The organism is Tomitella biformata AHU 1821, from assembly GCF_000524475.1.
GTDB classification, from domain to species: Bacteria; Actinomycetota; Actinomycetes; order Mycobacteriales; family Mycobacteriaceae; genus Tomitella; species Tomitella biformata.
The window spans coordinates 197,162-221,909 of the sequence record NZ_BAVQ01000036.1 but is presented as its reverse complement, the minus strand read 5'-3'; the positions used below and the strand labels follow the sequence as shown (position 1 = coordinate 221,909).

The 24,748-nt window shown below is 71.3% G+C and carries 23 protein-coding genes; 7 read left to right on the top strand and 16 right to left on the bottom strand.

Going from position 1 to position 24,748, the window contains the following annotated elements; all coding sequences use genetic code 11:
- Positions 1-120: 120 nt before the first annotated feature.
- Together TBIF_RS25695 and TBIF_RS13095 are read right to left on the bottom strand one after the other, a co-directional pair.
- Entirely contained in the window at positions 121-285 is a 165-nt protein-coding gene (locus tag TBIF_RS25695) for a hypothetical protein (protein WP_158506344.1), read from the bottom strand.
- A 257-nt stretch (positions 286-542) separates the two neighbouring features.
- Positions 543-1,751 (bottom strand): amidohydrolase family protein, encoded by a 1,209-nt coding sequence (locus TBIF_RS13095; RefSeq protein WP_024795249.1) that lies wholly within the window; start codon positions 1,749-1,751, stop codon positions 543-545.
- Between the two features lie 199 nt (positions 1,752-1,950).
- Here TBIF_RS13095 and TBIF_RS13090 point away from each other — a divergent pair, with 199 nt between their 5' ends.
- Positions 1,951-2,580 (top strand): TetR/AcrR family transcriptional regulator, encoded by a 630-nt coding sequence (locus TBIF_RS13090; RefSeq protein WP_024795248.1) that lies wholly within the window; start codon positions 1,951-1,953, stop codon positions 2,578-2,580.
- Positions 2,581-2,590: 10 nt separating this feature from the next.
- On the opposite strand, the gene TBIF_RS13085 is transcribed toward TBIF_RS13090, so the two are convergent.
- The 4 genes from TBIF_RS13085 to TBIF_RS13070 are packed head-to-tail and all read right to left on the bottom strand — an operon-like array spanning position 2,591 to position 7,018.
- Positions 2,591-4,147: a class I adenylate-forming enzyme family protein gene (locus TBIF_RS13085; protein ID WP_038170990.1), complete on the bottom strand. Its 1,557-nt coding sequence runs from the start codon at positions 4,145-4,147 to the stop codon at positions 2,591-2,593.
- Positions 4,144-4,626 (bottom strand): MaoC family dehydratase, encoded by a 483-nt coding sequence (locus TBIF_RS13080; RefSeq protein WP_024795246.1) that lies wholly within the window; start codon positions 4,624-4,626, stop codon positions 4,144-4,146. The genes TBIF_RS13085 and TBIF_RS13080 overlap by 4 nt, the downstream gene beginning before the upstream one ends.
- The gene (locus TBIF_RS13075) at positions 4,623-5,780 is read right to left on the bottom strand and encodes a thiolase family protein (RefSeq protein ID WP_024795245.1); all 1,158 of its coding nucleotides are present in this window, start codon (positions 5,778-5,780) and stop codon (positions 4,623-4,625) included. The genes TBIF_RS13080 and TBIF_RS13075 overlap by 4 nt, the downstream gene beginning before the upstream one ends.
- Complete coding sequence (locus tag TBIF_RS13070) at positions 5,777-7,018, bottom strand: Zn-ribbon domain-containing OB-fold protein (RefSeq protein WP_024795244.1); 1,242 nt, start codon at positions 7,016-7,018, stop codon at positions 5,777-5,779. The genes TBIF_RS13075 and TBIF_RS13070 overlap by 4 nt, the downstream gene beginning before the upstream one ends.
- 272 nt (positions 7,019-7,290) lie before the next feature.
- On the opposite strand from TBIF_RS13070, the gene TBIF_RS13065 reads away from it, so the two are divergent.
- Genes TBIF_RS13065 through TBIF_RS13045 form a run of 5 tightly spaced genes read left to right on the top strand, consistent with a single transcriptional unit; the run spans position 7,291 to position 12,680 of the window.
- Positions 7,291-8,091 (top strand): enoyl-CoA hydratase/isomerase family protein, encoded by an 801-nt coding sequence (locus TBIF_RS13065; RefSeq protein WP_024795243.1) that lies wholly within the window; start codon positions 7,291-7,293, stop codon positions 8,089-8,091.
- Complete coding sequence (locus tag TBIF_RS13060; RefSeq protein ID WP_024795242.1) at positions 8,088-9,269, top strand: acyl-CoA dehydrogenase family protein; 1,182 nt, start codon at positions 8,088-8,090, stop codon at positions 9,267-9,269. Before TBIF_RS13065 ends, TBIF_RS13060 begins: the two co-directional genes overlap by 4 nt.
- On the top strand, positions 9,266-10,258 hold the full coding sequence (locus TBIF_RS13055) for an acyl-CoA dehydrogenase family protein (RefSeq protein WP_024795241.1): 993 nt from the start codon (positions 9,266-9,268) through the stop codon (positions 10,256-10,258). The genes TBIF_RS13060 and TBIF_RS13055 overlap by 4 nt, the downstream gene beginning before the upstream one ends.
- Positions 10,259-10,269: 11 nt before the next feature.
- Positions 10,270-11,559 carry an acyl-CoA dehydrogenase family protein gene (locus TBIF_RS13050; RefSeq protein ID WP_024795240.1) on the top strand — a complete coding sequence of 430 codons (1,290 nt, stop codon included), beginning with the start codon at positions 10,270-10,272 and terminating at the stop codon, positions 11,557-11,559.
- Entirely contained in the window at positions 11,556-12,680 is a 1,125-nt protein-coding gene (locus TBIF_RS13045) for an acyl-CoA dehydrogenase family protein (RefSeq protein ID WP_024795239.1), read from the top strand. The genes TBIF_RS13050 and TBIF_RS13045 overlap by 4 nt, the downstream gene beginning before the upstream one ends.
- Here TBIF_RS13045 and TBIF_RS13040 read toward each other — a convergent pair whose 3' ends face one another.
- From TBIF_RS13040 to TBIF_RS13010, 7 genes are all read right to left on the bottom strand, one after another.
- The gene (locus tag TBIF_RS13040) at positions 12,681-13,841 is read right to left on the bottom strand and encodes an acetyl-CoA hydrolase/transferase C-terminal domain-containing protein (RefSeq protein ID WP_024795238.1); all 1,161 of its coding nucleotides are present in this window, start codon (positions 13,839-13,841) and stop codon (positions 12,681-12,683) included. It lies immediately after the preceding gene.
- Positions 13,838-15,001: an acyl-CoA dehydrogenase family protein gene (locus tag TBIF_RS13035; protein WP_024795237.1), complete on the bottom strand. Its 1,164-nt coding sequence runs from the start codon at positions 14,999-15,001 to the stop codon at positions 13,838-13,840. The genes TBIF_RS13040 and TBIF_RS13035 overlap by 4 nt, the downstream gene beginning before the upstream one ends.
- The gene (locus TBIF_RS13030; protein WP_200182768.1) at positions 14,998-16,149 is read right to left on the bottom strand and encodes a thiolase family protein; all 1,152 of its coding nucleotides are present in this window, start codon (positions 16,147-16,149) and stop codon (positions 14,998-15,000) included. The genes TBIF_RS13035 and TBIF_RS13030 overlap by 4 nt, the downstream gene beginning before the upstream one ends.
- Positions 16,146-16,586 (bottom strand): Zn-ribbon domain-containing OB-fold protein, encoded by a 441-nt coding sequence (locus TBIF_RS13025; protein ID WP_024795235.1) that lies wholly within the window; start codon positions 16,584-16,586, stop codon positions 16,146-16,148. The genes TBIF_RS13030 and TBIF_RS13025 overlap by 4 nt, the downstream gene beginning before the upstream one ends.
- Positions 16,587-16,618: 32 nt before the next feature.
- Positions 16,619-17,734 (bottom strand): acyl-CoA dehydrogenase family protein, encoded by a 1,116-nt coding sequence (locus TBIF_RS13020; protein ID WP_024795234.1) that lies wholly within the window; start codon positions 17,732-17,734, stop codon positions 16,619-16,621.
- Positions 17,735-17,926: 192 nt separating this feature from the next.
- Entirely contained in the window at positions 17,927-18,856 is a 930-nt protein-coding gene (locus TBIF_RS13015) for an acyl-CoA dehydrogenase family protein (RefSeq protein WP_024795233.1), read from the bottom strand.
- A complete protein-coding gene (locus TBIF_RS13010) occupies positions 18,853-19,959 on the bottom strand; it encodes an acyl-CoA dehydrogenase family protein (RefSeq protein WP_024795232.1) in 1,107 nt (368 codons plus the stop codon). The genes TBIF_RS13015 and TBIF_RS13010 overlap by 4 nt, the downstream gene beginning before the upstream one ends.
- Positions 19,960-20,180: 221 nt before the next feature.
- Here TBIF_RS13010 and TBIF_RS13005 point away from each other — a divergent pair, with 221 nt between their 5' ends.
- The gene (locus TBIF_RS13005) at positions 20,181-20,852 is read left to right on the top strand and encodes an NAD(P)H-binding protein (protein ID WP_024795231.1); all 672 of its coding nucleotides are present in this window, start codon (positions 20,181-20,183) and stop codon (positions 20,850-20,852) included.
- 8 nt (positions 20,853-20,860) lie between these two features.
- Here the strand turns inward: TBIF_RS13005 and TBIF_RS13000 are convergent, their stop codons facing one another.
- The 3 genes from TBIF_RS13000 to TBIF_RS12990 all read right to left on the bottom strand — a co-directional run bounded on the left by TBIF_RS13000 (position 20,861) and on the right by TBIF_RS12990 (position 24,743).
- Complete coding sequence (locus TBIF_RS13000; RefSeq protein ID WP_024795230.1) at positions 20,861-21,802, bottom strand: VOC family protein; 942 nt, start codon at positions 21,800-21,802, stop codon at positions 20,861-20,863.
- Positions 21,799-23,376 (bottom strand): AMP-binding protein, encoded by a 1,578-nt coding sequence (locus TBIF_RS12995; RefSeq protein WP_024795229.1) that lies wholly within the window; start codon positions 23,374-23,376, stop codon positions 21,799-21,801. The genes TBIF_RS13000 and TBIF_RS12995 overlap by 4 nt, the downstream gene beginning before the upstream one ends.
- A gap of 323 nt (positions 23,377-23,699) precedes the next feature.
- A complete protein-coding gene (locus TBIF_RS12990) occupies positions 23,700-24,743 on the bottom strand; it encodes an enoyl-CoA hydratase/isomerase family protein (RefSeq protein WP_024795228.1) in 1,044 nt (347 codons plus the stop codon).
- Positions 24,744-24,748: the final 5 nt, after the last annotated feature.

The following is a 24,748-nucleotide window of genomic DNA, read 5'->3' as shown; positions in this document are numbered from 1 at the left end:
GTCTTGTCGTCGCGGCAATACGACACCCATGCCTTTCGCCTCCCCGGCCAGTCGGCTGCGTGCTAGGCCCAGGGCCCGGCGCCAATCACATCGGCCGGCCGTGATAGCCGTCTGGACCCATCACCGCACGACGCGCGCGGCGCACAGCGTGCGGATGACATCGCGATGGAGTTCGCCGGAGAAGGTGTCCTCGCTCCCGCGCTCCTCGGCCGGCCGCTGGCCGGAGAAATCCTCTTGAGGCTCGTCTCCCGACAACGCGAGCTCCTGCGGGTACCCGAAACGCATGTCGCCTACTCTCGCTCGCGTGTCCGCGGACCCGGCTCGGACACCGGCCGCTTAGTGACATCACTGTTAGATTAAGCACATACGGTAGGCAAAGTAAATAGCAAGCTAGTGGTCAGCTAGCCAATTTAACGCACATCGACGTCAGACCTGGCCGAATGATGCGACGAGGCCGGGCAACGACGAAGGTGGCGCCTGCGGGGGTGTCCCCCACAGGCGCCACCTCGGCGTGTGTCAGATCCTCGCGAGCTCGGCGTGTGTCAGATCCTCGCGAGCTCGGCGGGGTTCACCACCGGCAGGCCGAGCAGGCGCCGGGCATTGTCACCCATGAAGTCATAAGTCCGCTTCTCGTCCATGCCCTCGGCATACTCCCAGTAGCCCTTCGGCTCTGTGAGGCCCTCGGGGTGCGGGTAGTCGGAACCGAACATCACGCGATCCCAACCAACGGTGTTGACCACGTCGTCGACAGACCCCTCCCAGAACGGACTGATCCAGATGTTGCGCCGGAACACCTCGATGGGGTGCTCGGGGAACGCCTGCGGCATCTTCGCGTAGGCGGACTTGAAGTCGTCGAAGAGCGGGTGCAGCCACGAGCTGCCGTTCTCCACACTGGCGATGCGCAGCTTGGGGAAACGGGTCAACGTGCCGTGGCAGATCATGCTCGTGATCATGTCGGTGATCTCGCGATGCCCCAGGGCCACCCAGCGGAAGGAGCTCATCGCCGTGAAGTCGTTGGTGGTCGGCGGCTCCCACTTGTTGATGTAGCTGTCCAGCGGGGGCTGACTCGCGTGGAACACGACGGGGATGCCCGCCTGCTCCACGTCCGCCCAGAACGGGTCGAACTCCGGCAGCGCGGGCGAGCGCCACCCCCTGAAGCCCTTCACCGGCGCCGGCTTGATGAGGATCGCCCGCGCACCGTTCTCCAGGACGTAGCGCAGCTCCTCGCGGGCCTCGTCGACGAGCGCCAGGGAGATCACCGGGGTCATGTACAAGCGGTCCTTGTGCACGTAGCCCCAGGTCTCGAGCATCCAGCGATTGAGCGCGTGGATCATGGCGACGACCAGCTCCGGGTCCTCTGCCGCTGAGTGCTCAACAAGGTTGGCCAGCGTGGGATAGACGATCGAGCTGTCCACGCCCTGCTCGTCGAGCATCTTCAGCCGCGCCTCCGGGTTGCGGAAAGCCGGGAGCGCGTCGATGCCCTTGCCTCCAAGCTCCCGCAGGGACAGCCCCTCGGAGTTCTGACCGGAGAAGAACTTCTCATACGAGCCGGGAGCGGCGACCCGGTCGAAGGTGGGGTTGGGGATGTACTCGGTGATCTTGTTCAAGATCGCGATTCGAGTGTGCCGGCCGACCTCCACGTACTGCACCGCATGCCGAAACTTCTCCGGCAGGTATCGCGTCAGCGCGTCAGGGGTCTCGTACATGTGGGCATCGGCGTCGAAGATCGGCGCGCCCTTGAATTGAGTCACTGTTCTCCCTCTCGGTGTGTCACATTCTGAGCCTCACGCTACTTGATTTGACGAAAGTGTCAAGTAATTTCTCGGAGGGATTTATGGCGTGCCAACCCCCAACAACTCCAGGAAAATCGCCGACTCCGGCGGATCAAGGCACGTGAAGTAGGATGGCTCCTGGCCAGAGACCAAGGAATCAACCAGGGGATTGACGGAGATGACAGAAGACACTCAATTGGTGCCCGAGCCTGCCGCCGCAGACGGCGAGGAGGGCCCCATCGGCGAGCGCGCCAATCGGACCCGCAATGCCATTCTCGAGGCCTCGCGCACCCTTTTCCTCGAGCGCGGCTACTCGGGCACGCGCATCAACAACATCACCGACGCGTGCGGTATCTCTCGGGCCGGCTTCTACACGTACTTCAAGGACAAGCGCGAGATCTTCAACATCCTCGGCAGCACGGCGTACCACGATGTGGTCAAGGTGGTGGCGCGTTGGGATGAGATAAGCCGCCCCTGCACGGTCGAGGAGGTCACCGAGTGGGTGCGTGGCTACTTCGAATACTTGGACGTGCACGGCGCGTTCGTCTTCGCGGCTGCCCAATCGTCTGAGCTGGAAGAGCAGTTCCGCACCGACCGCCGCCGGATGCAGATGCGGGTGATGTTCATGCTCGGCGTGAACCTGCGCAGCAGGCAGTCCCGACCGATGGAGGCGCCCGAGGCCTTGGGCCTGGCCGTGATGGCGATGCTCGACCGCTCGTGGCTCGACGGGCGGATGCAGGACCTCCCGATCGGAGACCGCGACCTGGTCAAGACGCTGGCCGAGATCATCATGGCCATCATCGGCTGAGGGCCGGCCCCTACCCGGCGAATTGCCGGCGCAGCTCGGCCTTGGCGACCTTGGACAGCCCTGTCCTCGGCAGGGCGGCCAACACCTCGAGCCGCTCGGGCAGCTTCTGCCGGCTCAGTCCCTGGTCCGCCAGCCACGAGGTGAGCACGCCCAGCGTCGGAGTCTCCGCACCGGCCGCGGGGACCAGCACCGCGCAGACCAACTCCCCGCGCTCGCCGTCGGGCAGCCCGATGACGGCGATCTCGGCGATCGCGGGATGCGCCGAGAGCAATTGCTCGAGCTCCTGCGGCGCGATGTTCTCGCCCTTGCGGATGATCATGTCCTTGAGTCGGCCGACCACCTCGATATGCCCGCTCGCATGCACAACCCCCAGGTCGCCCGTGTGGAACCACCCGTCCGCCGTGAATGCCCTCCTGGTCTCTGCGGGATCCGTGTAGCCCATGCAGACGCCGACGCCGGAGACCTGGACCTCTCCCCTAGTCCCAGGCTCGCACTCCGTCCCGTCGATGTCGGCGATGCGGACCCTGTTGCCGGGCACCACGCGGCCGTCTGTGGCGGCGAGAATCGCACCGGGGTCCGCGGGGTCCGCGACGGCGACCATCGGGACCTCCGTCATCCCGTAGTCATGCGCCAGCACCACGCCCAACTCGTCCCGAGCCTGCTCGAACAGGCTCGGCGGGCATGGCGCGCCGCCGCCCTTCAGCGTGCGCAACGTCGGCACGAGCGGGGTGCCCGGCTGCAGCCGGGCCATGGCAATCAGGGCTTGGTAGAAAGGCGGCGCACCGCCTGTGGTGGTCACCGACCACTCGCGGAAGAGCCGCACGGCCTGATCCGGGACAAACGCCTCCAGGAGCAGAATGGGGAAGCCGCCGCTCAGTGCCGCGATGAGGTACTGGATGCCGCCGACGTGCGCGACGGGAAATCCCATCGCGGCGACCTCGCCCGGTAGCTCGCCGAGCCGGCCCAGCCCGGCGAAGCCTGAGCCGGTGGCGAGCAGGCTCGAGTCGGTGTGGCGGGCGCCCTTGGGCGCTCCGGTCGAGCCGGAGGTGAAGTAGATCCAGGCCACCTCGAGGGGGTCTGCGGCCACTGTGTCGAGCGGGGCCGCGCCAGGCGCCGATTCCGGTGCGTCGTGGCCGATCTCGATGATTGTGGGGGCGGGCCCCTCCAGTCGCAGGCCCGTCGCCATGGCCCCGAAGTCGAAGCCCTTCCAGACGCCGGGAATGAGGAAGAACTCGGCGGCCGAGGTCGTCAGCGCTGCGGTGACCTCGCGTTCTCGGTAGGGGGTGATGATGGACGCCTGCACAGCGCCCAGCCGGCGCAACGCCCCCATGACGAGGACGGTGCTGGACCGCGTCGGCAGCTGCCAGGCGACCACCGACCCGCGGGTCACCCCTCGCTCCGACAGCGCCTGGGCCACCCTGTCCACCCGGTCGACGTATTCCCGGTAGGACATAGTCACGCCGTGCTCGTCGATGAGGAAGGTCGCCTCCGGCGTGGCCTGCGCCCGCACCTCGAGCAATCCATCAAAGGTGTTGGCCGACAGAATCCAAGGCCATGTGCTGCTCATACGTTGTCCTCCGGGTAGTAGCGGGCGACCAGGTCGGCGACGCAGGCGGGCTTGCCTCCGTGCTCGATTTCGATGGTGGTGCGGGTGACGATCTGGACTGCGTCCTCGAGTTGCTGGAAGGAGATCATTCGAGAGCTCGCGCGGATACGGGAACCTGCCCGAACCGGCGCGGGAAAGCGCACGCGGTCCAGCCCGTAGTTGACCCCCATCCGCATGCCCTCGATCCGTCGCAGGCGGTTGACGAAGTAGGGCACCAGCGACAGCGTGAGGAATCCGTGCGCGATGGTGGCGCCGAAGGGCCCGTCCGCGGCGAGCTCGGCGTCCACGTGGATCCACTGGTGGTCGATGGTGTCCTCGGCGAAGCCGTTGATGCGGGACTGGTCCACAACCAGCCAGCCGGTGGGACCGAGCTCCTCGCCAACCGCGGCCTCCAGCGCGGCCGCACCCCGGTAGATGACCGGGCCGTCCCCGCAGCTCATTTCTCGCTGCCCAGGATCGTGACGGCAGAGACCGCGGTGGGGCCGCCTATGTTGTGTGCCAGCCCGAGCCGCGCGCCGTCGACCTGGTTGTGCCCGTCGCCACGCAACTGCTCGAACAATTCCACGCACTGGGCGACGCCGGTGGCGCCCGGCGGGTGGCCCTTGGCCTTGAGCCCGCCGCTGACGTTGACGGGCTTCGAGCCGCCGTAGGTGGTGTCGCCGTTCTCGACGAGCTTGTGGGCCTCGAAGCGCTCCGCGAAGCCGAGGTCCTCGTAGCTGATCAGCTCGACGCCGGTGAAACAATCGTGGACCTCGGCGACGTCGATGTCGGCGGGCCCGATGCCGGCCATCGTGTAGGCGGCGCGCGCGGCTTTGACCGTCGGGGGAAATGTCGTCATATCTTGTTTGTGCTGGTGCATCACCCGATCCAGGCCGAGTCCGACGCCGCGCACCCAGACCGGCCGATCGGTGTAGCGGTCCACCACGTCCTCGGCGACCAGCAGCAGCGCCGCGGCTCCGTCGCTCTGCGGAGTGCAGTCCAACAGCCCGAACGGCTCGACGACCATGGGCGCGGCGAGCACCTGCGCGACGGTGATCTCGTAGCGCAGTTGGGCCTTCGGGTTCGTCAACGCGTGCTTGTGGTTCTTCACCGCCACCATGGCCATGTGCTCCCGCGTGGCCGGCGACTCGTGCAGGTACCGCGCCACGTGGAGCGCGAAGTTCGCGGGCGCGACCAGTCCCAGCGGGTAGTCCCAGGCCATGTCGCGGGTCAGGCCGGCCCACTCCCAGAACGTGCTGCGCGAGGAGCTCTCGCGCACCTTGTCGGCGCCGACCACCAGCGCGACGTCCACCGCGCCGGACGCCACCGCATAGGTCGCGTTGCGGACCGCGTCGTTGCCTGTGGCGCAGGCGTTCTCGACGCGGGTCACGGGGATGTCCAGCAGCCCGAGGGAGTCTGCGAGGATGCCCGACGGGAAACCGTCGCTCGTGGTCAGCTCACCGAACCACGCGGCCTGGATGTCCGCGCGGTCCAACCCCTTGTCGACGGTCGCCGCCATCTCGGAGACCGCGCGGGGCACCAGGTCCTTGATGCCCAGGCCGAAGTGCTCCCGGAACTCCGTCATCCCGGCTCCGACCACTGCTACACGTCTCATCGATTTCCTCCTGGCGCACGGGCGCCGGCAGGCGCGGGCTCGGTGTCTGCGCCATCCGGCGCGGAAAGGCTGGCGTCCGGCAAGAGCGCGTAGCCGTAGTCGGGCACGCCGGAGCGCACCGCGACGCGGCGCAGCACGAGGGTGCCGCGGTCGCCGATGGAGGTCGTGCCCGCGGGCGCGCCTGTCACCTTGACCAGCGCGCGCACCCCGACCTCGTCGAGCTCGACGATCGCCAGCGAATACGGGGTGGGCAGCCCGGGCACCGGCACATGGACGTTCACCACCGAGTACACCGAGCCGGCCCGCGGCAGCGCCGTCAGGGACCAGCCGTCCTCCGAGCCGCACGCGATGCACCTGTACCGGGGAGGAAAGGCGAGCGTGCCGCAGCCATCGCAGGCCCCGGCGGCCCATCGCAGCTTCGAGTCGAACGCGCGCTCATACGCGGCGAGAGAGATCGCGATCTCCGGCCCCGGAGTCTGCGTCAACGTCAACGGCGCGCGGGCGGCGGGCTCGTCGCGGCGCACGACCGGCGCCGAACCGACGCGGACGGCCGTGGCGCTGGCCTGCTCCATCGCGAGCACCACCCCGCCGCCGGTGAGCGCGCCGATCGCGAACAGCGCCGCGCTCGCGCCGGTGACCGGCAGCGCCGGCGGGTCCGCCGCCAGGGCCCGCGCCTGCTTCAACGCCACCCCCGCCACCACGACGGGCGGCTCGACAAGCCCAAGCCGCTCCACCGCGACCCCGCCGCCACGCTGGGACTCCAGTCGCGGGTCGTGATAGTCCCGGCCGATGCCGTCGGCCCCGCGGCTGCGGATTGGGAGGCTGCGCACGATCCGGCCCACCAGCTCCGCCTCGGCGCCGTCGGCCCCGATCAGCGCGGCCGCGGCGCCGGCCGGGACGAGGTCCGCGCCGATCACGAGGGTCCCGGGCGCGGCCGCGACCACGGCATCCAGCGCCGCGGGCGCCCCGCCGACCTGCTCGACCACCTGGACGTCGTCGGGCAGACCCAGCCCGGCGAGCAGCGGGGCGCTGTTGCCGCCCTCGAGCAGCGGCAGGTCCCGGGAGACCAGGACCACCGTCGTGACGCCCGCTCCGGCGCCCCCGGCAGGGTGGCGCGAGAGCGCCGCCCGCCCCGCCGCGACGGCGAGCGTGACGACGTCCTCGTCGGGCCCGGCCTCCCGTCTCCACTGCTGGCCCCACGGCGGCAGGTAGGTCCCGACGGTTTCGATCCGGCTCATCGCACTCCATTTCCTGGACATAGCTGACTGCGGGCGGCGACAACGTCGCGAAAGGGCGAGATGCCGGCCATGTTGACGACCTCGTCGACTCCCGCGACGCAGCGCGCGAACTTTGCCACCGGCGGCCCCACCGCGAGCGCCAGCCCGCCGACACCGGCTGGGACTCCCCGCAGCCTTCGGTATATTTCATGACCCTAGTCACACTTGACAATGTCGTCAAGTGTCGATGAAATGTGGCCATGGAACACAACCCTGAAGAACGAGGAGCACCCATGGCGCAGCAATTCGGGCCCGAGCTCTTGATCGAGTCGAGGGGCCCAGTCCGATTGCTCACCCTGAACCGACCCGAGGTCCTCAACGCCACGAATGAGGCCCTCCACGATGCCCTGATCCGGGTATGGCGCCACCTCGCCGAGGACCCCGAGGCGCGCGCCGTGGTCATCACCGGGGCCGGCCGCGCGTTCAGCGCCGGCGGGGACATGGGCCACTTCGTCGAGCTCTGGGAGAACCGCGAGATGCGGCGCAAGGAGATCGACGCGGCGGGGCGGCTGCTCAACGAGATGCTCGATTTCCCGCTGCCCGTGGTCGCGGCCGTCAACGGCGCGGCCGTCGGCCTCGGCGCCAACCTCGCGGTGTGCAGCGATATCGTGCTGATCGCGGAGTCCGCCTACATGGCCGACCCGCACGTGGGGGTGGGCCTCACCGCCGCGGACGGCGGCGCCCCCACCTGGCCGATGCTCATGGGCATGCTCAAGGCAAAGGAGTACCTGCTCACAAGTGCGCGGATCCCGTCCGCCCTGGCCGTCGAGCTCGGCCTCGCCAACCGCGCGGTCCCGGACGCAGAGCTCCTCGACGCGGCGCTCGCTCTCGCCGCCAAGCTCGCCGCGCAGCCGGCGCACGCGGTGCAGACCACGAAGCGGGCATTGAACATGCACCTCAAACGCGCCGTCGCGGGGGTGCTCGAGTACGCGCTCGCGGAGGAGTTCGCCTCCTTCGACACCCCGGAGCACCAAGCCCTGGTCAACGGCTTCCTCGAGCGTTCCCGCGCGCGGGCCGCGCAGGCCCCGGCGTGACCACCACTGCCGGGGCCGTCGGGGCCGATCCGGCCGCAGACCTCGACGCCTACCGCCGCGGACTCCGTGCGCACCTGGCCGCCCCGTCCCTCGACCGCTGGCGCGGCCGATTCCACCCGACCACCGAGGCGCGCATCCACGACCACGGCGCACTGCTCGCCGCGTTGCACGGCGCGGGCTGGAACCGCTATGGCTGGCCCGAATCCGCCGGCGGCCTCGGCGGGGACGTCCTGCACCGTGCCGTGTTGTACGACGAGCTCTCGCGCGCCGGCCTGCCAGTCCCGGACCCGTGCCTGATGTTGGAGACGCTCGCGCCGGCCCTGCTGCGGTTCGCCCCCGACCTCGCCGACGCGTATCTGCCCCGGTACCTGCGGGGCGAGGAATGGTGGGGGCAGGGGTTCTCGGAGCCCGAGGCCGGCAGCGACCTGGCGGCCCTGCGCTGCCGCGCCCACTGGGACGGGGAGAGCTACATCGTGTCCGGGCAAAAGCTCTGGACCACCCACGGCGCCACCGCGAGCCGCCTCGTCTGCCTCGTGCGCACCGGCACGCCCGAGTCCCGGCACCGCGGACTGTCGATGATCATGATCGACGTGGACAGCCCGGGCGTGGCAATCCGGCCGATCGCCATCGCGAGCGGGCTCAATGAGCTCGCCGAGGTGTTCTTCGACGACGTCGCGGTCCCCGCGTCCCGGCTCATCGGCGCCGAGAACGACGGTTGGGCCGTCGCGATGCACCTGATGCAATTCGAGCGATCCATGTACGCCTGGCAGAGCGCCGCCGTCGCGTTGCGCCGGATCCGCGAGTTGCGGGACCAGGCCGCGACGCTCGACAAACTGCCCGATGGCGCCGTGCGCCGGCTCGGCGAGACGTACGCGGACGTGGTCTCCCTGCGGGCCCGCAGCGCCGACACGCTGCGGCGATTGGCCGCGGGGCAGTCCGTCGGCCCCGAGGCCAGCGTCGACAAGGTGTTGCTCGCCCGCGTCGAGATCGGCCTGTTCGACTTGGCCCGGGACGTCTTCGGGCCGGCGTTCCTCCTCTCCAGCTCGGATGAGATGCGCGAGTGGCGCGCCGACTGGTGGTTCAGCCGCTCCGCGACGATCCTGGGCGGCTCCGCCGAGGTGCAGCGCACCATCCTCGCCGACCAGGTCCTCGGACTACCCCGGGAGCAGAGCGCATGAGCCTGGACATCGACACCAGAAAGGTGGTCGCAGCGTCACTGCGGGAGGTGTTCGCACGCCGCGCCGCCGCGGGCGAGGCCGACGCCAGATCCCTGTCCGCGGCGCTCGACGACCTCGGCTGGGACGAGGTCGCGGCGGCCGAGCCGGCCGATGCCACCACGATGCTGTTCACCGAACAGGGCCGCTCGCTCACCTGCTCGCGGCTGCTCGACCAGGTCCTGCTGGCCGAGCTGACCGAATTGCTGCCCCCGCCCGACGGGCCGCGCGCGGTGCTCTACCCGGTCTCCGGGGCCACCGGTCTCCCCGGGCAGCCGCGCGACGGCGTGCTGCTCGGCGGGCTCGACGCGATAGCCCAGGTCGTCACCCCCAGCGCGGACGGGGTCTGGCTTCTCGTGCTGCCCGCCGCGGCGCTGGCAACCACCCCTGTGCGCGGATTCGACAGCGGCACAACATGGCTCGCCGCCGCCCCCGATCCTGCCCTGGCCACGGCCACCGTCCCCGCGGGCGACGGCTGGTGCCGGGCCCTGGCCGCGGGCCGCAGGGCCGCGGCCGCGGAGATCATCGGCGTCTGCCAGGGCGCCCTCGACATTGCCGTGGCGCACACCAGCGCCCGCGAGCAGTACGGTCGGCCGCTCGCGTCGTTCCAGGCGGTCCGCCACCAGCTCGCGGAATCCCACGCCGCCATCGAGTCCGCCCGCGTGACGCTGGCCGCCGCGTGGGCCGCCGCCGCGGACCCGAGCCGAGTCGCGGACCCCGGTTGGGCCGCGGCCCTCGCCAAACAGCGAGCGGGGCACGCGCAGGCCCTGGTCACCAGCCGCACCGTCCAGGTGCTGGGCGCGATGGGACTGACGCTCGAGAACGACATGCACCGGCACGTGACCCGTGCGGCAGCGCTCGACCTGCTGTTGGGCGGCCACGCGGAGCTGGGCGAGACCCTCGGCGCGGCCCTGCTGGCCGGCGCCGATCCGCTGCCTGTGGCAGACATCTGAGAAGGGGAACCATGCCAGACGAGATCAGACCGCCCGAGGAGATGGACTCGTTCACCGCGGAGGCGCGCGCATTCCTGGACGCGCACGCGACCCGCCGGGCCGGTGCCGAGTCGAGTTTCCGGTGGGGCGAGGGCGAGGACCACACCGGCTATTTCACCGACGACCCGCCGGCCGTCGAGATGGGCAAGGTCGACGCCGCACGCGCCTGGCAGCGCGCCCGCCACGAGGCGGGGTTCGGCTGGATCACCGGGCCGGAGGCGTACGGCGGGCGCGGGCTGACACCCATCCACGACCTCGTCTACGACCTCGTGGAGTCCGAGTACGTGGTCCCCGACACGGGCGTGCTCTCGCTGATCGGGCTCGGGATGATCGGGCCGACGATCCTGGCGCACGCCCAGGACGCGGTCAAGGAGCGCTACCTGCCGGCGATGTACGCGGGCGAGGTGATCGCCTGCCAGCTGTTCAGCGAGCCCGGCGCCGGCTCCGACCTCGCCAGCGTGCAGACGCGGGCGACCCGCGAGGGCGACGGGTGGCGGCTGCAGGGGCAGAAGGTGTGGACCTCCGTCGCGCAGCACTCGCAACTCGGCATGGCGTTGTGCCGCACCAACCCCGACCAGCCCAAGCACCGCGGCATCACCGCGTTCCTCGTCGACATGTCCGCGCCCGGCGTCGACGTGCGGCCGCTGCGCCAGATGAGCGGCGGTGCGGAGTTCAACGAGGTGTTCCTCGACGGGGTCCTCGTGCCCGACGACCATCGCCTCGGCGCGGTCGACGACGGTTGGCGGGTCGCGCTCACGACGCTGATGAACGAGCGGGCGAGCGTCAGCGGTGAGAGCGACGGCCCAGTCGCCCGCGTCCTGTCCCCGCAGTTTCTCGCGACGCTGCTGCAGGAGAGCGGCCACCGCCACGACGGCGCGGCGCGGCGCCGGCTCGGCGAGGTCGTCGCGGACGTCATCGCCGCGGACTACCTAGGCCGCCAATCGGTGCGCAAGCTCCGGGCCGGCGCGCAACCCGGCCCGGAGGCCTCGGTCTCCAAGCTGTTCTGGGCTCAAAACCTCACGCGCATAGCGCATCTCGCCACAGAGCTGGTCGGCACGATGATCACTGCCGACACCGGCGAGTGGGGCACGTTCTCCTGGACCGAGCTGCTGCTGTCCTCCCCCGCGTTCCGCATCCTCGGCGGCACCGAGGAGATCATGAAGAACATTCTGGGAGAGCGGGTGCTAGGCCTGCCCAAGGAGCCGAGCGGCGACTCGAAGGTCCCATTCAGCGAATCGCGCCATACCGGAGGAGCATCATGACCGAGACCACCACCGAAGTCGAGAGGGCCGACCTGCGGGCGTCCATCCGGGCCCTCTTGACGGCGAAGTCCACTGGCGAGCAGGTGCTGCGGGCCGTCGAGCAGCCGCACGGCCACGACGAGCTGCTGTGGAAGCGGATGTCGGAAGACCTTGGGCTGCAGTCGTTGTCACTACCCGAGGCCCACGGCGGGGACGGCTTCGGCCAGCTCGAGCTGAGCGTGGTGCTCGGCGAGCTGGGCCGCGCCGTCCTGCCCGGCCCGTTCTTCTCGTCCGTGGTCCTCGCCGGCTCGGCTCTCGTCGCGTCTGGCGACGAGGCCGCGCAGGCCGCGCACCTGCCCGGCATCGCGTCCGGCGAGGTGATCGCGACCCTGGCGGTCATCGAGCACGACGGCGGGTGGCGCACCGACGGCTTCCTGACCAGCGCGGTCTCCACGCCTGGCGGCTGGCTCCTGCGCGGGGAGAAGGCGCTGGTGCCGGACGGCGACATCGCCGACCTGCTGCTGGTCGCGGCCGACACCGAGTCCGGGCCCACCCTGTTCGCGATCGACGCGCGCGATCCGGGCCTGACCCGCACGCCGCTGCGGACCCTGGACCTCACCCGCCGCACCGCGCAGGTGCGGTTCCGCGATGTGGCCGCCGTGCCGGTTGGGCCGCTGGGCGGTGCGACCGAGATCCTCGATCAGGTGCTGGACCGGGCCAGCATCGCCCTCGCCGCGGAACAGGTCGGCGCTGCCAGGGCGTGCCTGGAGATGAGCACCGCCTATGCGCGCGAGCGGATGCAGTTCGGTCGTGCGATCGGCTCGTTCCAGGCGATCAAGCACAAGTGCGCGGACATGTTCGCTCGGATCGAGCTCGCGGAGGCCGCCGTGGTCGAGGCGGTCCGGGCGGCCGACGGCGCGGACGACGCGCCCCCGCTTGGCGTCGCCGCGGCGGTCGCGCACTCGGTGTGCTCGGACGCGTTCATGTTCGTCGCCACCGAGAATATCCAGGTGCACGGCGGCATCGGATTCACGTGGGACCACCCGGCCCACCTGTATTTCCGGCGGGCCAAGGCCACCCAGATGATGTTCGGCGGGCCGGGCGTGTATTTCGAGCGGCTGCTGGCCCAGCTGGGCGTGTGATCAGGACCGATCCCACAGGCGGCGGATCGCGCGGGCCCGACCGGCACGGTCGAGCCCGCGCAGGTCCACGGCCCCGTGCTCGGTGACCACGATGTCGACGTCGTGCCCGGGGGTGGTGACCGGTCCGGACAGCCGATCCACGAGCGTCGGCCGCCCGCGGTGCGCGGCCGGGAGCGCGATGACGCTCAGTCCGCCCACCGAGCGCGCGCCGGCCGCGCAATAGTCCGGGTGCCCGCCGATGCCCGCCACGATGGAGGTGGCGCTCGACTCGACATTGATCTGGGCCTGGTCGTCGATCTCCAGCGCGGTGTTCACGGCGATCAGCGGCGCACCGCGGCTGAGCCGGCTGGGGTCGTGCGAGTGCTCGATGGGGTGCAGGACGCCGCGGCCGTCGGCCCAGTCGAGCAGCTCCGCGCCGCCCGCCAGATAGGTGCCCACCGGGGCGCCGAGCAACAGGCCCCGGCGATCGAGGTCCACGACGCCGTCGGGCAGCATCCCGGAGTCCACGGCGACCGGACACGCCAGGGCGGAGATGATCGCGCCGCCGAGAGCGCCGGGACCCACCTGGACCCGGGCGCCGGCCGGCACGCGTGCCACCACATGCTCGGCGATCGCGTGGTGGACGTCCCCCGGGCTGGTGAAAGAGATCGGCGGGACCGCCGCGTCGGTCTCGCCGACGATGCGCACCTGCCCTGCGGGCAGGGCTGGACCCGCGGCGCAGTGCGGCGCGCGGTGCGTGAGCACGCCCGCCACTACCGCCCCGCTCGCGACCGCCGCCTGCATCCAGGACACCTCCGTGCCGAAGGCATATCCGCCGTCCGCGGTGCGGACGACCGTGCTCACGAGCACATCGGGCCGCATCGGCCCGTGCAGTAGGGCCGGCACGGCCGACCAGCGCACCGGCACGCCGCGGACGTCCCCCGCGCGCATGGCCGAACGCACACCCCAGCCCGACATCAGCGCGGCGACGTCGGCGAACTTCGCGAAGTCCAGGCCGGGGTCCGGCGTCGGCAACCAGCCGAGGACCAGGCGCACGCCCCCCGCCTCCCCCGCCGCCGCCGAGAGCTCGGCGGACACGGAGCGCGGCGCGCCCATGCCGTCGCCCACCGCCACCCTCGAGCCCGGCGTGACCAGGTCCCGCAGCCTCGCCTCAGCGCTCATGACGGCGCCGCCGCGGCGCTCACGACGGGCTCGCGGGGCAGCCCCAGGATCCGCTCCGCCAAGATGTTGCGTTGGATCTCGCTGGTGCCGCCCAGGATCGTCTGCGCGTGGCTGACGAGCATGCGGCGCACCAGCGGCTCGTCCTCCTCGGAGGCCAGCGCGTCGGCCCCCAGAGCCTCGAGGGTGAGGTCCCCGATGGCGCGTTGGGTCTCGGAGGTCAGCAACTTGAGCACGGAGAACGACGCGTCGCCCGGCTCCGCGCCCTCGGCTATCGCGCGCTCCCACGTGGTGCGCAGCAGCCAGACCCGCACCCATTGGTCGGCGACGGCGGTGCGGAGTTGGGCGTCGAGGCGCCCGCGCCGGTCCGCCGCCTCGACGAGCTCGTCGAGGCTTCGGAACATGGCGACGGCGTTCGCGCCCAGGGAGAGCCGCTCGCGCCCGAGGGTCGCGGTCGCGACGCGCCACCCGCCGCCGACCTCGCCGATGACCGCGTCGGCCGCCAACTCGACGCCGTCGAGGAAGACCTCGTTGAACTTGCTCTCGCCGTCCATCTGCCGCAGCGGGCGCACCGTGATCCCCGGCGCGCCCATCGGGACGATGAACACGGAGAGGCCGCCGTGGCCTGGGCCGCCGGTCCGGGCCAGGAGGAGCCCATAGTCGGCGCCCACGCCGCCGCTGGTCCACACCTTCTGGCCGTCGACCACCCAGCCGCGATCCGTCCGCCGGGCACGGGTGCGCACGGCGGCGAGGTCCGAGCCCGCGTCGGGCTCGGAGAACAGTTGGCACCACAGGTCCGCGCCGGAGTGGATGCGCGGCAGCAGCCGCGCGTTCTGCCCCTCGGAGCCGAAGGACATGAGCACGGGGCCCACGAGGTCGGGGCCCACGATGTTCAGCTGTCTCGGCACCCCCGCGCGCGCCGACTCCTCCGCGAACGCGGCCTGCTCGGCCACCGTCGCATCGCGCCCGCCCCACCGCGCGGGCCAGTGCAGGCAGGCGTACCCCGCCGAGGCGAGGATCGCCTGCCATTCGCGGCCCGCGGGGACATCCTCGGGCTGCGGCGTCGGGCCGTAGTCGTAGAGCCCGGCGGGCCGCTCGACCGTGGCCAGCCACCGACGCGCCGCCGCCCGGAAGGCTCCAGGCGGCGGTCCGTCCGCGGTCATGTGGACAGGATCGTCACGGCGGCGGTGCCGGGGGCGCCGTACAGCTGGGCGTAGCCCACCTTCGCGCCCTCGACCTGGCGGTCGCCGACCCGGCCCCGGAGCTGGTTGACCAGCTCGTAGATCTGCCGCAGCCCCGACGCCCCGACCGGCTCGCCGTTGGCGATCAGCCCGCCGTCGGTGTTGATCGGCAGCCGGCCGCCGATCTCCGTCGCGCCCTCGAGCAGGAGCTTCTCCTGGTCGCCGTCCGCGCAGAACCCGTTCTCCGCCATGTGGATGATCTCGGAGCCCGCGTCCGTGTCTTGCAGCTGGATCACGTCGACGTCCTCCGGCCCGATGCCGGCGATCTCATAGGCCGCCTGCGAGGCGAACACTGTGGGGCTCGGTGCGGACTCGATCGGCAGGGACGGGCTGAGCAGCTCGAACGCGCCCTCGCGCCGGGAGAACAGCGTGCTCGCCTTGATGATGACCGGCGTGTCCGTGTACTTGTGCGCCTGGTCGGCGCGGCACAGCACTGCGGCCGCGCCGCCCTCGTCGGGGCCGCAGTACATGTATTGGCGCAGCGGGTAGTTCAGCACCGGCGAGGCCAGGATCTCCGCCATCGACTTGGGCTGGCGCCGCCAGGCGTGCGGGTTGGCCGCGCCGTTGCGGAAGGCCTTCTCCGCGACCCGGGCCAGCGTCTCGTGGCTGATGTCGTGATCGTGCATGTAGCGGTTGATCTTCATCCCGAAGAAGTGCGTGGTCAGGAACAGCCCCGCCTCGCCGTACCAGTCCGGCAGCCCGGACACCGACGGGTGGTCGGAGAACGCCCCGCGCGGGTGCTTGTCGAGCCCGACCGCCACCGCGATGTCCGCCTCTCCCAGCTTGATGGCGTTGGCGGCCTGCGCGAGGACGGAGCCGCCCGACGCGCAGCCGGTGAACACGGAGCGTGCCGGGATCCCGGTCATGCCCAGCAGGCCCGTGATGGCCTCCGGGTTCTTGACCTCCATGCTGGAGGCCCACAGGCCCTGCACGTCGGACCACGGGACCCCCGCGTCCTTGAGCGCCTCGATCACGGCGTCCTCGCCCATCTGGAGCGCGGACTTGCCGGGGTAGCGGCCGAACGGGTGCAGCCCGACGCCGATGATGGCGATATCGTCGGTGCTCATCAGTGGTCTCCTCCATCGGTCACGGGTGCGAACGCGTAAATCATGGTCTGATTGCCGTCCGCGTCAATGCCGAAGGGCACGATGCGCAGCTCCATCTCCTGGCCGATCCGGAGCTTGTCCGGATCGGGCTCCGTCAGCCGCGACTCGACCCGCAGGGCGCCCTCCAGCTCGACGTAGCCCACGGAGAACGGCACGAAACTCTTGGCGTCGTCGTCTCCCGCGTAGGGCGGGGCCGGTGGGCGGAACACCTGAGAGGTGAAGGTCCACAGCGTGCCGCGGCGCGGCAGCTCCACCTTCTCCAGCTCCTCGCGCACCCCGCCCACGAGACGGTGTGTGCGGTACGGGAATTCGAGCTTTCCGTCGGAGGACCGGCCGGCGATGAGCGCGGGGCTCTCCGACGGCCAGGTGAATAGGTCCTCGGCGATGGGGACTTGGGACATCTGGCAACTCCTCAGTGGTGATCGGTGGTGGCTCAAGGGGTTCCGGCCGGCGCGCGCAGCGTCGGCACACGGTTGGCGAGCGAGGCCCGGCGCTCATTGGGGGTGCCGAAGAGCACCGCGGATCCGCGAGAGCGCTTGACGTGAAGCTGGGCGGGGTGTTCCCAGGTGAAGCCGATGCCGCCGTGGATTTGGACGTTGTCCGAGGCACACCGGACGTAGGCCTCACCGCACACCACCGAGGCGATGTCGGTGATCAGCGGCAGATCCGGCGCCGACGAGTCCGCGGCGCACGCGGCTGCCCACGCCGCGGACTCCGCGGACTCCAGCGCCACCAGCATGTCGGCGCAGCGGTGTTTGACGGCCTGGAAGGAGCCGATGACGCGGCCGAACTGCCGCCTGGTCTTCGCGTAGCCCACCGCCATGTCCACGGTGGCCGCGGCGCCGCCGATCTGCTCGTGGGCCAGGGCCACCCGCGCCAGCCGCCCAGCCGCCTCGGCGATCTCGGCGCCGGCTCCACGTTCGCCGACAAGCACCGCGGGAGCGCCGTCCAGGGCTACCGCCGCCACCCGGCGGGTGAGGTCCGACGTGCGGATCGTCCCCGGCCGACGATGCTCTGGATCGGGGACCGCGAACAGGCTCACCCCGCCCGCCGTGCGGGCGGGGACGAGCAACAGGCCTGCGGTCGCGCCGTCGAGCACCCCTGCCACGTTCCCGGACAGGAGCCAGTCGCCTCCGCTCGGGCGGGCGGTGACCGCGTCGGGGTTGCCGAAGATCGCGGCCGTGGCCGTCGACTCCCCCGCCGCGATCCCGGGAAGCCAACGGGCGCAAGCAGTCTCGTCTTCCGATGCCAGCAGCGTCGCCGCGCCGAGCCCGACGGTGGACAGGAATGGCACGCAGGCGAGGGAGCGGCCCAGCTCCCGGAACACCACTCCGAGGTCCGCCCAACCCGCGCCGGCGCCCCCGAACCGCTCCGGCACCGCCATCGCGGCCAGGCCCATCTCGCGGGTGAGAGTCGACCAGAGCGCCGCGTCGTGCCCAGGCCCGGATGCCATGGCGGCGCGCACCGCGGGCTCCGGTGACCGCTGATCGAGCAGGGCGCGGATCGCGGCCGCCAACTCTTGCCGCTCGCCCAGCGAAGTGGTGTCCACTCGCGGTTCGCCTCCTCTGTCGACGTTCGCCGGAATCTGATGCTGACCGACACGTTAGGGCCGACCGAACACTTCTGTCAACATTATCGTCAACTTCTATCGAATTCACTCAGAGATGCCCGTAATATTGGAGGAATGATGAGGCTCAACCTGGGGATTCATTCACAAATAGCGATGATGACGCTTTCGTCATCAATGGTCTCTCCCCCTGCTTGCCGGCGAGCCTGAGCCCGTGGCCAACGCCCACAGCGCATCGTCGCTCTCGCCGCCGAGCACGCGCTCCCCCAGAGCCACCTCCCACCGCCGCTGGCTCCGGTCGGCATCGCGCCAGGCCCACAGCAGCGCCGTCGAGCGGTGCAGCCGGTGCTCCTGGGTGATGCCCATGGCGCCGTGCAGCTGGTGCGCCGCGGCCGCCACGTTCCCCGCGCACCGCCCGGCGATGGCCCGCGCCGCCGCCGCGGTGCCGGAAGACGGCCGGTCGAGCGCCTCGTGGACCGCCCCCGCGAGCCGGTCGCGCTCCATGACGAGATCGGCGACGCCGTGCGCGACGGCCTGGAACGCGGCCAGCGGGCGGCCGAACTGCTGGCGGGTCGTGACGTGCTCGACGGTGAGCTCGCACGCCCGCTCCACCGCGCCGAGAATGGCCGCCGAGCGCAGCACCGCCATGCGGTCCACGACGGCGCCGAGCAGCGCCGCGGGACCGGATCCGGATCGCGCCGCGCCGGGGCCGCGCCAGAGCACCCGGGTCTCGTCTGCGGTCGCATCGACCCGCAGCGCCGGCTCCGGCCCCGACGCTGCGGCCCCGCCCGCCACCACCGTCGCGCCGCGGGCGACGGTGCCGATTGGCAGCCCGACCTCGGCGAGGACCCAGGCCGCGAGAGCGGTCTCCCACAACGGAATCGGGGCGGCATGCCGCCCCGCCCCGGCCGCGAGCTCCGCGCAGTCGGCGAGGTCTCCGCCGACTCCGCCGTCGGCCTCGGCGACCCCGACCTGGTCCCAACCCAAGTCGACCACGGCCGGCCACAGCGCGTCGCGGCCCAGTTCACTCGCCGCGGCACGGCCCAGCACGTCCTCGACCACCCCCCGTAGATCGGCGCTGAACGGCGCGCCTTGAGCACTCATCGTCCCAGCTCCGCTCGGGCGATCACGGTGCGCATAACCTCGCTGGCCCCGCCCCTGATGGCGCCGCCAGGCACTGCCGCGAGCCCGTCGAGCAGCAGCTCCCCGTCCCCGTCCTCGGTTCCGCACACGTCGAACACATAGCGCGCGTCCTCCACCACATCCCGCTCGAAATCCGTGCCGAGCAACTTCAGCTCGGCGGCCAGCCGCGTCGTCGCGTGGCCGCCGTCGATGGCCCGCGCGAGGTCCAGAGCCAGCCGTCGCAGCGCCACGAGCCGAGCCGCGAGGGCGCCGACCCGCTCCGTCGCCGCCCGATCCGGGGTGCGGCGGGCGGCCCTCGTCAACGCCCGCAACACCGGATAGGTGCTCAAATAGCGCTCCACTCCCCCACGCTCGAACGCCAACTGCTCGGTGACCTGCGCCCAGCCCTCGCCGACCACCCCGAGCACTCGGGCCTCCGGCACGAACACCGACTCGAGCAGCAACTCGTTGAAATGGTGCTCCCCCACCAGATCCAGGATGGGGCGCACCGTGATGCCGGGCGTGTCCATGTCCACGAGGAACTCGGTCAACCCCGCGTGCCGCGCCGAGCCGGCGTCCGTGCGCGCCAGGACGTAGGCGTGGGTGGCGTGGTGCGCCGAGGTCGTCCAGATCTTGGCCCCGTCGATCTCCCAGCCGCCGGCCACCCGGCTGGCCCGGGTCCGGACGGCCGCGAGGTCCGAGCCCGCCTCGCTCTCGCTCAGCCCCAGGCAGAACACGGTGTCGCCGCGGCGGATCGCGGGCAGGAGCTCCGCCCGCAGCTCGGGGGTCCCGTGCCGGAGCACCGACGGCCCGATCTGGCGGTCCGCGGTCCAGTGGCCGGCCACCGGCGCGCCCGCGCGGAGCAACTCCTCCGTGACCACAAGGCGTGCCACATTCGTCCGCCCGCCCCCACCGTGCTCGCGCGGCCAGGACATGCCGATCCAGCCCCGCTCGGCCACCGCCCGGCTGAAGTCGCGGTCGACGCCGCGCATCCAGTTGTCGCACCGGGGGGTGAACACCGCCTCGGCGAGGAACCCACGCACCTCCGCCCGCAGTCCGTCGAGCTCCCGGCAGTCGTCGACCATGGCTTCTCCTCCGTGCTGTGCGCGTCCCGTGCTAGACGGCTGAGAATGAGACTTCTATACTTTGACGTAAATGACAACTATGATTGGCACGACGCTCCGGCATGGGTCGCAAGCGGGACCCATATCGTCGATAACGCCAGTTGGAATGGGCTTTCATCGACCACATTCCGCACGCCTGCCAACATGTCGAGTATGTCAAATACAGCAACGCAGGAGGTCAAGTGACCACATCTATCGCAGTCATCGGCGGCACCGGAGACATCGGCCGCGGGGTCGTCTCGGACGCGCTCGCGCGTGGCTGGGACGTCCTCGCCGTCGGCCGCGACGGCTCGCGCCTCGCCGATCTGGCCTCGCCGGCCGGGGCCGGCCGCCTCCGGGTGGTCACCGGCAGCATCGCGACGGCAGAGGACGCCCGGCTGCTCGCCGCACAGCTGCCGCTGGCGGAGTTGGCGGCCGTCGTCGTCGCGATCAACGCGGCCTGGGAGCCGCAACCCGCGCTGGCCGTGGAGTACGCGCGCCTGGACGCGCACTTCACCGCGTACCTGCGCCCGCACATGGCGGCGGCGACGGCCTTCATCCCCCGGCTGTCGGCGGGGGCGATGTTCGTCGCGCTCGGCGGCGGAATGGCGGACTTCCCCGCCCGCGGGATGAGCGTCGTGTCGATGGCCCAGGCGGCACAGCGGATGTGGATTCGCCACCTGGAGAAGGAGTCCCGCCTAACGCATCAGGTCGTGGTCAAGGAGGTCATGGTCCACGCGATGGTCATGGGCGATGGCGCCCCCGCGCCGGCCGGCGCCATGACCGGAGCCGATGTCGGCGCTCGCGTGTGCGATGTCATATCGGGCGCGGACGAGACCGCCGGGCCGATCGTCTCGATCGGGCCCGGCGACTGACGCCCGCCCTACGCGGGCGCGCTCGGGCGGCGCACCGCGGACCGTGGCCGGGAGACCAGCTCGACCACCGCGCCGTCCGGGTCCTTCAGGACCATCACGGTGAACCCGCCCGTGGGCGTGTCCGGCATCGGGATGAACGACGGCTCGGCGACCGCCGCCCCCGCCTCGAGCTGCGCCTGGTGGGCTGCATGGACATCCTCGACGGCGAGGGCGATGCGGAACAGGCCCTGGGTGTTCGCCACGGCGGTCACCGGGTCCGCATCCGGGTCGAGATCGAACTCCAGGGAGAAGGTGGGGTCCTCCGGCAGCACCAGGGCGACACCGTCAGCGCGCGGGGAGTCCCCGGCCCGGACGCGGAATCCGATTCGCGCGTACCACGCCACCGTGGCGGCCAGATCGCTCGATCGCAGCCGGACGTGGGAGAAGCGGCCATCGTCGCCGTCCGCGTCGGGCACCTCGACCACGTCGACGGCCACCCCGTCCGGTCCCATGGTCCGCAGCGTCGGGCGCGGGGCGCCTCGCACCCAGGTCGACGCCGACTCCAGCGTCTCGGCGCCGTCCGCGAGCAGCGCGCGCGCGTCCTCGAGGGCGGTCACGCGCAGCCCCAGGGTGGTAAATCCCAGCGACCGGCCCGTCGGCCCCGCGGTCTGCGGCCGGGTCGCCGGCCGACGCCACTCGACAAACTCGATGGCGGGCGCGGACCGGGGCCCCCGCGAGTCGTAGAGGAAGGTCGTCTCCGACGCGGTGCTGCCCGCGATCCCGAGCGCGCTGGCATCGGTGTCGGTGGACAGCGAGCGCATCCGCTGGACGAAGGCGAAGCGCTCGTAGAACGCCTCGGCCGCGCGCACCGCCACGGTGTTGACGTTGCAGTGCAGCACCGCGTGGGCGTGCCGCAGGATCGGGGCCGCCGAGTCGGCCGCGAGATCTGTGTTCGATCGTGCTGAGGTCATGGGGTTCTGCGCTCCTCTGGTCGGGATTGCCACTCGCGCAGCAGTTTCTTGTCGATTTTTCCGGTGGGCAGTTTCGGCAGTTCCTCGACGATGACCAGGCGCCTCGGCGTCTTGAACCGGGCCAGCCGCGTCTCGAGGTGGCGGCCGATCGCGGCCAGGGTGAGCGTCGCGTTCGGGACCAGCACCACCGTGGCGCAGACCGCCTCGCCCCATTTCTCATCGGGCACGCCGATCACGGCGCATTCGGCGACCGCGGGATGGGCGGACACCGCCTCCTCCACCTCCAGGCTGGCGACGTTCTCCCCGCCGGTGATGATGAGGTCCTTCTTGCGGTCGAGCAGGCGCAGGAGCCCCTCGTCGTCCACCAGCCCGATATCCCCGGTGTGGCACCAGCCGTCGCGGATGGTGTCGACCGTCGCGGCAGATCTGTTCCAGTAGCCCCGGAACATCGACGCCGACCGGACGGCGATCTCGCCCTGCCCGCCGGCCGGGAGCGGCCGCCCCTGCTCGTCCACGATGCGCACCTCGGTGCCGGGAAACGGGAATCCCACCGTGCTCAGGCGACGCTCGTTCGCCGGCTCTGCCAGGTCGTGGAACTCGCGGGGCAGGCCCGACGTGATGACCTCGGTCTGCCCGTACAAGTTGAGGAAGCCGGCGTCCGGCATGACCGCCAACGCCCTCTTCAGCGTCGCGATCGGCATCGGGGCCGCCGAGTAGACCACCGTGCGCACGCTGGACAGCCCCGCCGGCGAGCCCGACGCCGCGCCAACGAGCGAGTGGAGCATCGTCGGCGCCAGGTGCAGGACGTCGATCCGCTCCCGCTGGACCGCCCGGAGCACGTCGGCGGGGTCGAACTGCGCGCGCAGCACGGCGGTGCCGCCGCGCTCGTGCGCGCCCATCGCGATCGCCATCGCCCCGATGTGGAACATCGGCATGGTCAGCAGCACGCGGTCGCGGCTGCCCGTCCGCATCTCGTTGCTCATGGTCGCCGCGACCTGTCGCAGCTCGCGTTGGCCGAGCACACAGCCCTTGGGGCTGCCTGTGGTCCCGCTGGTGTAGATCAGGCAGGCGATGTCGTCCGCGGTGGCCTGGAACGGCAGGCCTGCGCCCGCCGCGGATTCGACGAGCTCCTCGTAGTCGAGGACCTGGCCGCCGGGCGCAGCTGTCGATCCCGGGGGGAGCCGGACGATCAGGTCGATGCCCGGGACCCGTGCGCGGAGGTCCGGGACCAGCGACAGGTACTCGTCCTGGAGGAACAGCGCGCGCGGCTCGGAGTCCTGCAGGATCGCGATCATCTCGTCCGGGGCCAGGCGGAAGTTCACGGTCGCGGCGATCAGCCCGCTCAGGTGCGCGGCCGCCAGCACCTCCCCGAACTGCACGCTGTTCTTGCTCAGCACCGCGACCCGGTCCTGACGTCGCAGCCCCGCTCGGGCAAGCGCCGCGGCCAGCGCGGAGCCTCGCCGGCGCAGCTCGGCATGGGTCACCCCGTGCTGGCCGAGCAGATAGGCCGGCACGTCGCCAAAACGCGACGCGTTGTCGCTGATCATCGCCCCGAGGGTCGAACCCGTGGCCACTGCCACCTCCGTGTGCGTCGCGAACATCGATGGTCCCGTTCCCGTCACACTAGAGCATAGTTGACGATTCCGTAAACAACTTCCCGGATTCCATCTCACCCCTCAAAACTGACCACCGAGAACACGGAATAACGCCGGGTTGTCCTCGCGATTCCACATAGAGCGTGGAAGATTTCCAGTTTGACAGTATCGACAAATGGATCGGGAGGCGGCAGATGGCGACACCCCTGTCCGAGACCGCCGTCCGCGGGAGTGCCCACCCGAAAAAGACCTGGCCGCCGTCCAGAGGACGGCGACCAGGCGTGAGAGACGGGCGAGAACCGTTAGGCGACCTCGTCGACCAGGCCCCAGAGCAAGGCCGCGTCCGCGTCGAGAACCTGCCCGGTCAACACCATCCAGGCGGTGCGCCACCGGCCGATTCGGCGCGGCACGCTGACGGTGCCGCCGGCGCCGGGGACCAGCCCCATCGACAGCTCGGGCAGCAGGAATCGCGAGTCCGGCCGGGCCCGAATGTGTCCGGCGAACGCGGCGACCTCGAGGCCGCCGCCCATCACCGCGCCGTGCACGTGCGCCACGCAGTCGGCGCCCAGCCGCTGGGCGAGCAGATGCAGTTGCTCGCCCGGCCGGTGCTCGGTGCGGACCAGATGCGCCCGCGCGGGGTCCTGGGCGGTTCCGAACTCCGCCAGATCGCCTCCGCTGCAGAAGGATCGGCCGCGGCCGGTGAGCTCCAGCCGGCCGATCGAGTCGTCCGCGATCGCGACGTGCAGGGCCTCCACGAGGGCGTCCCGCATGCCCGCGCTCAGCGCGTTGTGCCGGTCCGGCCGGGTCAGCTCGATCGCCAGCACCGCGTCCCGCCGCTCCACCTGAATGGGTGGGCCGGCCTCGGGCTTGACCGGGTAGTCGGCCGCCGCCAGCCAGGCCGCGTACTCCGGGCCCGCCTGCAGGGTGGAGTAGGCGAGCGATTCCGCGACGAGACCGTCGTGCACGCTCAGCCGCTCCGACATCTGCAGCAGTCCGGCCAGCGTCACGGCGGCGACCGGCGCCGCGTCGATCCCGGCGACCAGTTCCGCTGCGGCGACGGCCGCCGAGGGCGCCGACACGACGCGCCGGTCCCAGTCCCACTCGCCCTCGCCCACCACCGTCACGGTCAGGGCGTCCAGCAGTTCGGAGGCCTCGTGCCCGGGCCAGCCGACGCCGATGAGGACGCGATGCGAGGCTCTGGCCGCCACGGCCGCGGCCGCCAGCGCCTCCGGCCCGAGGCCCGCGGCCGATCGCAGGTCAACGCAGCGATGCGGCTCCCCGGGGCTGACGGGGCCAACCTCGCCAAACGCGAGCTCCTCGACACCGATCATCGACCCATCCACCATGTCCT

Bases quoted from the DNA above. Each gene is read 5' to 3' on its own strand.
- TBIF_RS13040 (WP_024795238.1), bottom strand. From the start codon at position 13,841: ATGAGCGCTGAGGCGAGGCTGCGGGACCTGGTCACGCCGGGCTCGAGG.
- TBIF_RS13015 (WP_024795233.1), bottom strand. From the start codon at position 18,856: ATGAGTGCTCAAGGCGCGCCGTTCAGCGCCGATCTACGGGGGGTGGTC.
- TBIF_RS13035 (WP_024795237.1), bottom strand. From the start codon at position 15,001: ATGACCGCGGACGGACCGCCGCCTGGAGCCTTCCGGGCGGCGGCGCGT.
- TBIF_RS13065 (WP_024795243.1), top strand. From the start codon at position 7,291: ATGGCGCAGCAATTCGGGCCCGAGCTCTTGATCGAGTCGAGGGGCCCA.
- TBIF_RS13085 (WP_038170990.1), bottom strand. From the start codon at position 4,147: ATGAGCAGCACATGGCCTTGGATTCTGTCGGCCAACACCTTTGATGGA.
- TBIF_RS13010 (WP_024795232.1), bottom strand. From the start codon at position 19,959: ATGGTCGACGACTGCCGGGAGCTCGACGGACTGCGGGCGGAGGTGCGT.
- TBIF_RS13025 (WP_024795235.1), bottom strand. From the start codon at position 16,586: ATGTCCCAAGTCCCCATCGCCGAGGACCTATTCACCTGGCCGTCGGAG.
- TBIF_RS13045 (WP_024795239.1), top strand. From the start codon at position 11,556: ATGACCGAGACCACCACCGAAGTCGAGAGGGCCGACCTGCGGGCGTCC.
- TBIF_RS13000 (WP_024795230.1), bottom strand. From the start codon at position 21,802: ATGACCTCAGCACGATCGAACACAGATCTCGCGGCCGACTCGGCGGCC.
- TBIF_RS13090 (WP_024795248.1), top strand. From the start codon at position 1,951: ATGACAGAAGACACTCAATTGGTGCCCGAGCCTGCCGCCGCAGACGGC.
- TBIF_RS13080 (WP_024795246.1), bottom strand. From the start codon at position 4,626: ATGAGCTGCGGGGACGGCCCGGTCATCTACCGGGGTGCGGCCGCGCTG.
- TBIF_RS13075 (WP_024795245.1), bottom strand. From the start codon at position 5,780: ATGAGACGTGTAGCAGTGGTCGGAGCCGGGATGACGGAGTTCCGGGAG.
- TBIF_RS13070 (WP_024795244.1), bottom strand. From the start codon at position 7,018: ATGAGCCGGATCGAAACCGTCGGGACCTACCTGCCGCCGTGGGGCCAG.
- TBIF_RS12990 (WP_024795228.1), bottom strand. From the start codon at position 24,743: ATGGTGGATGGGTCGATGATCGGTGTCGAGGAGCTCGCGTTTGGCGAG.
- TBIF_RS13055 (WP_024795241.1), top strand. From the start codon at position 9,266: ATGAGCCTGGACATCGACACCAGAAAGGTGGTCGCAGCGTCACTGCGG.
- TBIF_RS13050 (WP_024795240.1), top strand. From the start codon at position 10,270: ATGCCAGACGAGATCAGACCGCCCGAGGAGATGGACTCGTTCACCGCG.
- TBIF_RS25695 (WP_158506344.1), bottom strand. From the start codon at position 285: ATGCGTTTCGGGTACCCGCAGGAGCTCGCGTTGTCGGGAGACGAGCCT.